An 11,512-nucleotide genomic window follows, 5' to 3' on the forward strand; every position below is an offset into this window, starting at 1 on the left:
GGTGCAGCAGCGAGATGGAGAGGGGCTCCCTTGCTGCTGTCCGATGTGGGGCGCTGCCGCCATGGCGTCTTCATCACCATCGCGAACGGCCGGGTAGCCTGCCGCCGGAAGTGCGGCCTGGTCTGCATGATTGCGGCAGTCACGCGCGGCTTCCGTGTGGTCGCTCTGGGCTGCCTGTTCCTCTTCGGTTCCTGGTTCGCCGTGCTCGGCGTCATAGGGTGGCGCCGCGCCGTCGCAAGCGTCCTTGGGCGTATGCGGCGCGGCCAGGGAAACGCTGGGTGAACCATTTCGCGCCCGGCGTGTTCGTGTGTCGGGCATCTGCAAGCGATCGCGCGCTACGCCGACTGAGTGGCTGCGCCGGTCTCGCCTGCACGTCGTTTCGCCGCGAGAGCCTTTCGTTCAACGGCTCCCACGGGTGCATCCGCACGGCTTCGCGCGCATGCGGCTACGCGTCCGCGCCGAAGAGCTCCTCGGCGATGCGCGCGGTCTCGGCGGCGTCCTTGGCGTAGTAGTCGGCGCCGATCTGGCTCGCATATTCCGGCGTGAGCACCGCGCCGCCCACGACGACCTTCACGCCCGGGACCTGCTCGTGCAGAAGGTCGATGGTCTGCTCCATGGCGGGAACCGTCGTGGTCATGAGGGCGGAGAGGCCCACGAGCTCGACGCCGCGGGCGCGGACCTCATCGACGATGGCCTGCGGGTCGACGTCGCGGCCGAGGTCGAACACGGTGTAGCCGTAGTTGTCGAGCAGCATCTTCACGATGTTCTTGCCGATGTCATGGATGTCGCCCTTGACGGTGGCCAGGCAGATGGAGCCCTTTGAGGCGATGTCGCTCGCGGGCATGAGACGCCGGATGGTGTCGAAGCCCACGCGCGCGCATTCGGCCGACGCCATGAGCTGGGGCAGGAAGTAGGCCCCCTTGTCGAACAGCTCGCCCACCTCGTCGAGCGCGGGGATGAGGTGGTCGTTGATAAGGTCCATGGGGTCGCATGTGGCCAGCAGGCGCTCGGTCGCCGCCGCCATCTCGTCCTTCTTGCCGGTGAGGATGAGGTGGCGAATCGGGTCGCCTGCGTCGGCGGCGATCGTGTCGCCGGCGGCTTGGGCGGTGTTCGCCGGATGCCCCTTGTAGGGGTCCGCCCAGGTGGCGTAGCGCTCGATATAGGCCACAGAGCCCGCATCCTCCATGTTGAGCACGCGGAAGGCGCGCACGGCGTCCATGTAGCGCGCCGATCCCGGGTTCATGATGGGGGCGTCGAGGCCCGCGCCGAAGGCGGCGGCGAGAAACGTCGCGTTCATGAGCTCGCGGGCAGGCAGGCCGAAGCTGATGTTCGAGACGCCGAGCGCGCAGTGGACGCCCAGGCGCTCGCGGCACATGGTCACGGCGCGCAGGATCTCGAGCGCCTGCGCTTGGTTCGTGGACGCCGTCATGACGAGGCAGTCGATGAGGATGCGGTCGGGCCCGATACCGTAGCGCGCGGCCTCGTCGACGATGCGCTGCGCGATGGCGAAGCGCGCCTGCGCGGTGTCGGGGATACCGTCCTCGTCGAGCGTGAGGCCGATGATGTTCGCGCCGTAGTGCGCGGCGATGGGCAGGATGGCATCCAGGCTCTCGCGCTTGCCGTTGACGGAGTTGATGATGGGCTTGCCCGCGTAGCGGCGCACGGCGCGCTCGATGGCGGCAGGGTCGGTGGAGTCGATCTGCAGGGGCAGCACCGTCGCGGCGGAGAGCTGCTCGCAGACGCGTGCCAGCACGGCGGGCTCGTCGATGCCGGGAAGTCCCACGTTGACATCGAGGATGTCGGCGCCCTGCTCCTGCTGGCTGATGCCCTGGCCGATCACGTAGTCGATATCGCCCTCGCGCAGGGCCGCCTGCAGGCGCTTTTTGCCCGTGGGGTTGATGCGCTCGCCGATGACGGCGACGCGCCGCTCGGCCTCGGGCAGCGCTACGAGCGTCTGGGCGCTCGCGACCGTGAGAGCGCCCGCAGCCGGGTGCGCCGCGGGCACGCGGTCGCGCACGATGTCGGCGAGCAGGCGGATGTAGGCGGGCGTGGTGCCGCAGCATCCGCCGATGACGCCCACGCCGCCCTCGACCATCGCCTGCACGCCGGCGGCATAGGTTGCGGGGTCGATATCGTAGACGGTCTTCCCGTCGCGCACCTTCGGCAGGCCGGCGTTCGCCTGCACCATGACGGGCTTTGCCGTTGAGGCGACCATGCGTCGGGCGAAGGGTGCAAGTTCGGCGGGGCCGAGCGAGCAGTTGATGCCCACGACGTCGGCGCCCAGGGCGTCGAGCGTTGCCGCCGCCACCTCGGGCGGGGTGCCCAGAAACGTGCGGCCGTCCGCCTCGAAGGTCATGGTGGCGAAGATCGGCAGGTCCGCGTGCTCTTTCGCAGCGAGCACCGCGGCGCGGACCTCGGCGAGATCGGTCATGGTCTCGATGACGATGAGGTCCACCCCGGCCGCGACCGCCGCGCGCACCTGCTGAGCGAACAGCTCGTAGGCCTCATCGAACGTGAGGGTTCCCAGGGGCGCGAGCAGGGCGCCGGTGGGGCCGATGTCGCCGGCCACGTAGCGCGCACCGGCGTCGCGGGCGCAGCGCACGGCGGCGCAGAAGACGTCCTCGACCGTGGCGGCATCCCCGAGCTTGCGGGCGTTCGCGCCGAACGTGTTCGTGGTCACGACCTCCGCGCCCGCCTCGACGTATGCGGTGTGCACGGCGCGGATCTCGTCGGGATTCGTGAGGCACAGAAGCTCCGGCAGCTCGCCGGCGGCAAGGCCCGCCGCCTGCAGCATCGTGCCCATGCCGCCGTCGAAGAGCAGGTGGCGCCTCCCTTCGAGGACGGCGCGCAGGTCGTCATCGGCGATGCGCAGGGTATCGAGCGTGCGGGGCGTGTAGTCGGTCATGGGGGTCCTCACGGTCGCGGTCGTGTTGCAGGTATTGTACTCGTGCGATGCGCGCGCGGTGCGCCATCAGGTGCCCGCGTAGCAGGTGGTGCCGCGCGCCCGGAAGGAGCAGGAGCCGGCCAGGCGGCAGATGGCGCAGCTCGGGCGCGTATCGGCGGCGTGCGCGTCGCCATCGAACAGCCCCACCATGGCCGTCACGCTCTTGGCGGGCAGCAGCAGATGGCTGTCGGTCACGGTGAGGCCGATGCGCCTCGTCGCGTCGAGGGCGGCGACGATCGCATCCTGCGCCGCAAGCGGGCAGTCGCCGTAGCCGCAGGAGAAGCGCCAGTTGCGCGTAAGGCCCGCCTCCTGGGCGGCGTTTCCCACTGCGGCGTCCATCTCGTCGACGGCGGCTTCGATGTAGGCCGATCCCGCGGCGTCCAAGATGGCGGCGTCCAGCGGATTTTGCCGCGCCAGCAGGCGCAGGCGCCGCTCGCTTGCCATACCGAGCGTGGCTGCGACAAGCGCGCAGCAGCGGGCGTCCTTCAGGTGGCGGAAGACGTCGCGGCCGCGCAGCTCGACGGTCGTGCCGACAAGGCGGATGCAGGGGTCGCCGGCAGCATCGGTCCCCGTCGCGTCGACGGCGAAGACGCGCCGCACGCCGCGCGGGGCGACCTCGTGCTCGAGTTCCGCCACGATGCGCTCGATGCGCCCGGCGAGCTCCTCGTCGATGTGCTGCCCAGCGTATCCCAGGTAGCGCAGGACCTCGGCGCGGTCGATGGCGGGGCGCTGCGCCGCATCCGGCTGGTAGGGGACGGGAGCCTGGAGCGCCTCGGGTACGGTGCACATGCGGATGTCACTCACGGTCGCGCCTACGCGCGCAGCGCGCTCATGGCGGCCTTCGCCACGTCGGCGCGGTTCATGGTGTAGACGTGCAGGCCGTCGGCGCCGTGGCGCTGCAGGTCCTCGAGCTGGCGGCAGGCGTACTCGATGCCCGCCTGGCGCAGCGAGTCGGGGTCGTTCTCATAGCGGGCGAGGATCTTGATCACCGGCGCGGGCAGCGATGCCGCGCAGGTGAACACCATGCGCGTGACCTGCTGCTTGCTCGTGAACGGCATGATGCCCGCCGTGATGGGGACGGTGATGCCCGCGGCGTCGGCGAGCTCGCGGAACCGGTAGAAGTAGTCGTTGTCGAAGAAGAGCTGCGTGACGAAGAAGCTCGCGCCCGCGTCCTGCTTCTGGCGCAGGTGCTTGACGGAGGTCGTCAGGTCGTCGCAGGTGAGGTGCCCTTCCGGATAGGCGGCGGCGCCCACGCAGAACCTGGCGTCCACGAGCGCGGGTATGAGGTCTTTGGCATAGGGGAAGGCGATCTCGCCGGCCTCGGCCTCGCTCATGCCCGCCGGCAGGTCGCCGCGCAGCGCGAGAACGTTTTCGACCCCCGCGGCGAGGAACTCCTCGATCTTGGCGGCGAGCGTCTCGCGCGTGAGCGAGATGCACGTGAGGTGCGCGACGGAGGGGATGTCGAGCTCCGAGGAGATCATGTGCGCGATCTTCGCGGTGGCGGCGGAGTTGCCCGAGCCGCCGGCGGAATAGGTCACGCTGATGAAGTCGGGCGCGAGCGGCGCGAACCCAGCTGCGACCTCGCGGGCGCGCTCGAGCGTGAGCTCGCCTTTGGGCGGGAACATCTCGAACGAGATGGGCTGGCATCCAGCGGATTTCGCACGGCTGAAGATCTGGTCGACTCTCATGATGTGTCCCCTTTGGCTGCACATGTTACGGCGTGGGGCATCATACACCGCGCGCGTGGGGGAACTGCGTGCGCCGGGAGGGCGAAACGCGTTGTTCACGGCATGACGGCGGCGGTTGTCGGGCGCGCGGCGCGCCTGATCGTCCGGTTCGGCAGAAGACACTGGCCCTTATGTCCGTTTGGTACCCACGTCACATCGAGGAGGTGCCACTTTCAGTACATTTTTTGCGGGCTCATCTGAAGAGCGGATTTTACATGCATAAAAAATATAAGAAACCGCAGGAAAATGATAAATTGCTGCATAAAATTGTTCCGGCAGCGAAGGTGGCTCCGAGAAAGGTACTGAAAGGGGCACCTTGTCGTCCGACAAGGTCGCAATCGTGGCGAAACGGCGGCGCGCCCGCGCGCTCGGCGACAGTGCCGAACGTGCGGGCGCGCACAATTTACAGCTTGCAGGCGCGGGCGAGCTCGTGCGCGCATGCGACGCCGTCGGCGATGGCGTTGACCACGAGCGACGAGCCGCCGCGGGCGTCGCCGCAGGCCCAGATTCCCAGATCGGGCGTAGCCGCACCGTCGACGCCGGCGCAGCGATGGCTCTCGGTGGCGTCCATGATGGGCAGCGGCCTGCCAGCGCCCGCGGCGGGGACGGCAACGCCGAAGGCGTCGAGCACGCCTCGCTCGGGGCCGGTGAAGCCGCAGGCGATGAGCACGAGCTGCGCGGGCAGCTCGCGGACGCTGCCTTCGATCTCGGCGGGCGAGCCGCCTGCCCACTCGACATCGACGACCTCGAGCGCCCGCACGTGCCCGCTCGCGTCGGCAAGTGCGGCGCGGGTGTTCACCGACCAGCTGCGGATTTCGGCGCCCGCGGCGGCGATGGCCTCCTGCTGGCCGTAGTCGGTCTTCTTGACGTTCGGCCACTGCGGCCAGGGGTTTTCGGGCAGGCGCTCAGCTGGCGGCTCCGGCATGACCTCGATCTGCCGGACGCTTGCCGCGCCCTGGCGCACGGCGGTGCCCACGCAGTCGTTGCCGGTGTCGCCGCCGCCGATCACGACCACGTCGAGCCCGCGCGCGGAGATGGCCGGCTGCGTGCCCGCGAGCACCGACTTGGTCGAGGCCGTCAGGTAGTCGACGGCCATGACCACGCCTTCACTGTCCATGCCGGGCACATCGAGCGTACGCGCCGCGCCCGCGCCCACGGAGAGCACGACGGCGTCGAACTCGTCGACAAGCTCGGCGGCGATGGCGGGGTCGGCGGCGTCGCTTTCGAGCCTGAAGGCGATGCCGCGCTCCTCCATCAAGCTGCAGCGGCGCTCGACGATCTCCTTCGGCAGCTTCATGTTCGGGATGCCGTACATGAGCAGGCCGCCGGGGCGGTCGGCGCGCTCGATTATCTCGACGCGCGCGCCCAGGCGGGCGAGCTCCCAGGCGCAGGCGAGGCCTGCGGGGCCGGAACCCACCACGGCGATGCGCGGCGCGTCCGCACGAGGGGCGGCAAACGCCGCAGGGCCGCCGTGTGCCCATTCCCAGTCGGAGATCGCGCGCTCGGTGTCGTGGATGGCCGTCGGCTCTCCCTCGACCGATCCCAGGTTGCACGCCGCCTCGCAGGGGGCGGGGCACACGCGGCTCGTGAACTCAGGCAGCGGGCTCGTGAGGGCGAGGCGGTCGGCCGCCTCGCGCCAGCGCCCGCGCCACACGAGGTCGTTCCACTCGGGGATGAGGTTGTGCAGCGGGCAGCCGCTTGAGCGCGCCCGTCCGAAGGGGTGCCCCGTCTGGCAGAACGCCACGCCGCACATCATGCAGCGGCTCGCCTGCACGCGCCGCTCGCCCTCGTCGAGCTCGCGATAGAGCTCATCGAAGTCGCGGACGCGCTCGTCTACGGGGCGCAGCTCGTGAACCTTGCGGCCGTATGTCAGAAACGCTCCCGGCTTACCCATGGCGCTTCACCTCCTGTGTACCGGTAACGACCTCGAAGGCCGTCTCGAGTGCCTCCTCATGCGTCGCGCCGGAGCGCTTTGCATCCTCCACGATGGCCATGACGCGCTTGTACTCGACGGGCACGACCTTCACGAAGTGCTCCGCGATCGCGTCGAAGCGGTAGAGCATCTTGATGCCGAGCGGGCTTTGCGTGGCGTGCACGTGGTCGACGATGAGCTGGCGGATGTCCTCGAGCTCGCGCGCGCTCGGCTGGCGCAGGACCACGGTGTCTTGGTTGCAGCGGTGGGCGAGCGTGCGGTACTCGTCGTACACATATGCGATGCCGCCCGTCATGCCCGCCGCGAAGTTGTGGCCGACCTCGCCCAGGATGAGCACGCGCCCGCCGGTCATGTACTCGCAGCCGTGCGCGCCGACGCCCTCGACGACGACCGTCGCGCCGGAGTTGCGCACGCAGAAGCGCTGGCCGGCGCGTCCGTTCACGAAGCCGCGCCCGCCGGTCGCGCCCATGAACGCCACGTTGCCCACGATGATGTTCTCGTCGAACTTGTAGCTTGCCGACGCGAAGGGGCGGACGGAGACGGTGCCGCCCGACAGGCCCTTGCCGAAGTAGTCGTTCGCGTCGCCCTCGACGTTGAGCGTGACGCCGCGTGGCAGGAAGGCCGCGAAGCTCTGGCCGGCCGATCCCGAGCAGTCCACGGTGATGAGCCCGTCGGGCAGGCCGTCGGGATGCGAGCGCGTGACGGTGTGGCCGAGCATGGTGCCCACGCAGCGGTTGACGTTGGCGATGTCGGCGTGGAAGCGCACGGGCGTGAGGTGCTCGCGCGCCCGCTCGGTGAAGGGGATGAACAGCGTCGCGTCGAGGGTGCGCTCCAGATGCACGTCGGCGGCCATCGAGGGGAGGAAGTGCGCGCCATCGGCGCCGGGGATGGTGGCTCCGAACTCGCAGGTGCTCGGCGCGAGGACGCGGGAGAGGTCGATGCGCTCGCTTTTCCAGTTGCCCTCGGCCGCGACCTGGCGCAGGCACTCGGGGTGGCCCACCATCTCGTCGACGGTGGTGAAGCCCAGGCGCGCCATCACGCCGCGCAGCTGCTCGGCCACGAACAGCATGAAGCGCTCGACGTACTCGGGCTTGCCGGAGAAGTGCGCGCGCAGGCGGCAGTTCTGCGTGGCGATGCCGGCCGGGCAGGTGTCCTGCTGGCAGTCGCGCTGCATGAGGCAGCCCATGGCGATGAGCGGCATGGTGGCGAAGCCGAACTCCTCGGCGCCCAGCAGGCAGGCGACCGCGACGTCGGTACCGTCCATGAGCTTGCCGTCCGCCTCGAGCACCACGCGCGAGCGCAGGCCGTTTTGGACGAGCGTCTGCTGCGTCTCGGCGAGGCCGAGTTCGAGCGGCAGGCCGGCATGCCAGATGGAGTCGCGCGGCGCCGCTCCCGAGCCGCCGTTGTGGCCCGAGACGAGGATCTTGTCGGCAGCGCCCTTGGCCACGCCGGTGGCGATGGTGCCCACGCCCGCCTCGGACACGAGCTTCACGCTTACGCGGGCGTGCGGGTTGGCGCACTTCAGGTCGAAGATGAGCTCGGAGAGGTCCTCGATGGAGTAGATGTCGTGGTGCGGCGGCGGCGAGATGAGGCCGATGCCCGGCGTGGACTGGCGCACGCGCGCGATCCACGGGTACACCTTCTTGCCGGGCAGGTGCCCGCCCTCGCCGGGCTTGGCGCCCTGAGCCATCTTGATCTGGATCTCGATGGCGGAGGTGAGGTAGCGGCTCGTCACGCCGAAGCGGCCGCTCGCCACCTGCTTGATGGCAGAGTTCGCGCTGTCGCCGCCGGGAAGCGGGGTCTCGCGGCGCGGGTCCTCGCCGCCCTCGCCGGAGTTCGAGCGACCGTGCAGGCGGTTCATGGCGATCGCCATGCACTCGTGGGCCTCCTGGCTGATGGAGCCGTAGCTCATCGCGCCGGTGTTGAAGCGCATCACGATGCTCTCGGCGCTTTCCACCGCGTCGAGGGGCACCGGCGCTCTCCCGCTTGCATCGAAATCCAGCAAGTCGCGCAGGCGCACGGCGCGCCCTGCTCGGTGCAGGTGGTCGCTGTAGGCGAGAAACGTGTCGTAGGAATCGGTGCGCACCGCCTGCTGCAGCAGGTAGATGGTATCGGGGTCGATGAGATGATCCTCGCCGCCCACGGGGCGCCACGCGGTGAGGCCGAGGCTCGGCAGCGCATTCGGGGCCGGCGAGGCGGCATGCCCGCGCGCGGCGTCGAAGCGCTCGTCGAGCTCGCGCTCGATGTCGTGCACGTCGAGGCCACCCACGCGCGACACGGTGCCCGTCAGGTAGCGCTCCGTGAGGCTCGGCGCTAGGCCCACAGCCTCGAAGATCTGCGCGGAGTGGTAGCTCTGGACGGTCGAGATGCCCATCTTGGACATGATGGACACGATACCCGCTACGGCGGCGCGGTTGTAGTTGGCGATGGCCTCGTCAGCGCTGAGCGCGTGCCCGTCCTTGGCCACCAGATCTCCCTCGTCCGCGAGCTGCTCCACGAAGGCGTGCGCCATATAGGGGTAGATGCCGCTTGCCGAGTAGGACACGAGCGCGGCGAAATCGTGGGCGGAGACGGCGTCGCCGCACTCGACCACGATGTCGGCGAACGTCCGCAGCCCCGCGCGCATGAGGGCGTTGTGCACCGCGCCCACGGCGAGCAGCATCGGGATGGGGACCTCGCCGTCCTGCGTGCGGTCGGAGAGCACGACGATGTTCACGCCCGCGCGTACCGCGTCGAGCACGCGCTCTCCCAGGCGCTCCAGCGCATCCTCGAGCGCCCCTGCCCCCGCGGCGCGCTCATAGGTCGCACCGAACGTGCGCGCTTCGAAGCCGGCGCGGTCGATGGCGCAGATGCGGCGGAACTCGCGTGCGGTCAGAAGCGGGCTCTCGAGACGGATGAGGCGGCAGGAGGCGCGGCAGTCCTCGAGCAGGTTGCCGTGGTTGCCGAGATAGAGCACGGTGGAGGTCACCAGATGCTCGCGCAGCGCGTCGATGGGCGGGTTCGTGACCTGTGCGAACAGCTGGTAGAAGTAGTCGTAGAACGAGCGGGCGCGCGTCGACAGGCAGGCGAGCGGGGCGTCGATGCCCATCGAGGCGAGCGGTGTGGCACCGGTCGCCGCCATGGGGCGCAGCACCTCCTGCACGTCGTCCCAGTGGTAGCCGTACTTCATGGCGCACGACGGGTGCGCCATGCTCGCGGCGGCCGACTCCCAGGTATCGGGCGCCGGGTCGTCGAGGTCGGCAAGCGACAGGGTCTCGTCGGCGATCCAGTCCGAGAAGGGTTTGAGCTTGGCGTAGCCGTTGCGGATCTCGTCGTTGTAGCGGATGCGCGCGTGCTCGAGGTCGACCTCGAGCATCTCGCCGGGACCCAAGCAGCCGCTCGTCAGGATGTTGGCGGGGTCGATCTCCAGCGCGCCCACCTCCGAGCACAGCAGGAACCGGTCATCGCGCGTGACGATGTAGCGGGCAGGGCGCAGGCCGTTTCTGTCGAGCGCCGCGCCGAGCGTGCGGCCGTCGGTGAACGCGATGGCTGCGGGTCCGTCCCAGGGCTCCATGAGCATGGACTGGTAGGCGTCATAGGCGCGCCGGGCCGGCGACAGGGCGTCGTTGCGGTCCCAGGGCTCGGGCATCAGCATCGAGACGGCGCGCGTGAGCGGCCTGCCGTTCATGACCAGAAACTCCAGCACGTTGTCGAGGATGGCGGAGTCGGAGCCCTCGCGGTTGATGATGGGCAGCACGCGCTTAAGGTCGTGCTGGAACACGGGGGAATACAGGTTGGGCTCGCGCGCACGGATCCAGTTGACGTTGCCCTTCAGCGTGTTGATCTCGCCGTTGTGGATGATGAGGCGGTTGGGGTGCGCGCGCTCCCAACTGGGCGTGGTGTTGGTGGAGTAGCGCGAGTGGACGAGCGCCACCGCGGTCTTCACGGCGGCGTCGTTCAGATCGGTGAAGAAACGGCGCATCTGCGTGGCCACGAGCATGCCCTTGTACACGATCGTGCGCGAGCTCATGGAGCACACGTAGAAGATCTTGTTGGCGAGTGCGTGCTCGGCGTCGGCGCGCTTCTCGATGGCGCGGCGGCATACGTACAGGCGGCGCTCGAACGCGTCGCCCGGCTCGGTGTCGGCGGGGCGTCCCAAAAACGCCTGCTTGATGGTGGGCATGCAGGCGCGCGCCGTCTCGCCCAGGTCGTGCGCGTCGACGGGCACGTCGCGCCAGAACAGCACCGGGATGCCCTCCTGCGCGCAGCCCTCCTCGAACAGGCGCTTCGCCACCTGGACGCTCACGGCGTCCTGCGGGAAGAAGAGCATGGCCACGCCGTAGTCGCCCTCTGCGGGCAGCAGCTGCCCGCACTTTTGGGCCTCTTTGCGGAAGAAGCGATGGGGGATCTGGAACAGGATACCCGCGCCGTCGCCCGTGTTGTGCTCGAGGCCCGTGCCGCCGCGGTGCTCGAGGTTGACGAGCACCGAGAGGGCATCGTCCAGGATCTGGTGGCTGCGCGTGCCGTCGAGGGCGGCCAGGGCGCCGATACCGCAGGCATCATGCTCGAACTCGGGCTGATACAGGGTCTGGTGGGGCTCACTGCTCATATATAGTCCTCCCGCGGGTCGAATCGTATGGATGGCGCGCCCGGGCGCGGGGTGCGCCCGGGGCCGGGCGACTTATGGTAGGAAGCCTTGATTGCGGGCGGTTTTCCCAACTATTGCAACGCGGTTTCGATTTGGGGGCGAAACGGTGTCAACAGGGTGGCGGCGCTGTGGGGAGCTCGGCCCCATGACACCGATGAGCTGCGCAAACGATGCGTTGTACAGCGAGGGGGCGACCGGGGTGCGCCGGGCCGTCCACCTGGTGCGCGCGACTTCAGATGGTCATCTGGGCGTTGCTGCGCGGTAACCTGCGTGAAATTGCC

General features: G+C 69.3%; 6 protein-coding genes. 1 reads left to right on the forward strand and 5 read right to left on the reverse strand.

Translation table 11 applies throughout. The features are described 5' to 3' along the window. Positions 1-30: 30 nt before the first annotated feature. Positions 31-282 carry a hypothetical protein gene (locus H6A21_RS02315; protein WP_204559980.1) on the forward strand — a complete coding sequence of 84 codons (252 nt, stop codon included), beginning with the start codon at positions 31-33 and terminating at the stop codon, positions 280-282. Between the two features lie 163 nt (positions 283-445). On the opposite strand, the gene H6A21_RS02320 is transcribed toward H6A21_RS02315, so the two are convergent. The 5 genes from H6A21_RS02320 to gltB all read right to left on the reverse strand — a co-directional run bounded on the left by H6A21_RS02320 (position 446) and on the right by gltB (position 11,192). Next, positions 446-2,905 carry a homocysteine S-methyltransferase family protein gene (locus tag H6A21_RS02320; protein ID WP_204559981.1) on the reverse strand — a complete coding sequence of 820 codons (2,460 nt, stop codon included), beginning with the start codon at positions 2,903-2,905 and terminating at the stop codon, positions 446-448. Between the two features lie 66 nt (positions 2,906-2,971). Then, positions 2,972-3,748: a hypothetical protein gene (locus tag H6A21_RS02325; RefSeq protein ID WP_342636030.1), complete on the reverse strand. Its 777-nt coding sequence runs from the start codon at positions 3,746-3,748 to the stop codon at positions 2,972-2,974. An 8-nt stretch (positions 3,749-3,756) separates the two neighbouring features. Then, positions 3,757-4,632 carry a methylenetetrahydrofolate reductase gene (locus tag H6A21_RS02330; RefSeq protein WP_204559982.1) on the reverse strand — a complete coding sequence of 292 codons (876 nt, stop codon included), beginning with the start codon at positions 4,630-4,632 and terminating at the stop codon, positions 3,757-3,759. Between the two features lie 442 nt (positions 4,633-5,074). Next, complete coding sequence (locus H6A21_RS02335) at positions 5,075-6,565, reverse strand: glutamate synthase subunit beta (protein ID WP_204559983.1); 1,491 nt, start codon at positions 6,563-6,565, stop codon at positions 5,075-5,077. Further along, entirely contained in the window at positions 6,558-11,192 is a 4,635-nt protein-coding gene (gene gltB, locus H6A21_RS02340; protein ID WP_204559984.1) for a glutamate synthase large subunit, read from the reverse strand. The genes H6A21_RS02335 and gltB overlap by 8 nt, the downstream gene beginning before the upstream one ends. Positions 11,193-11,512: the final 320 nt, after the last annotated feature.

Origin of the sequence: Collinsella tanakaei (assembly GCF_016902615.1) — a bacterium.
Lineage (GTDB): Bacteria > Actinomycetota > Coriobacteriia > Coriobacteriales > Coriobacteriaceae > Collinsella > Collinsella tanakaei_A.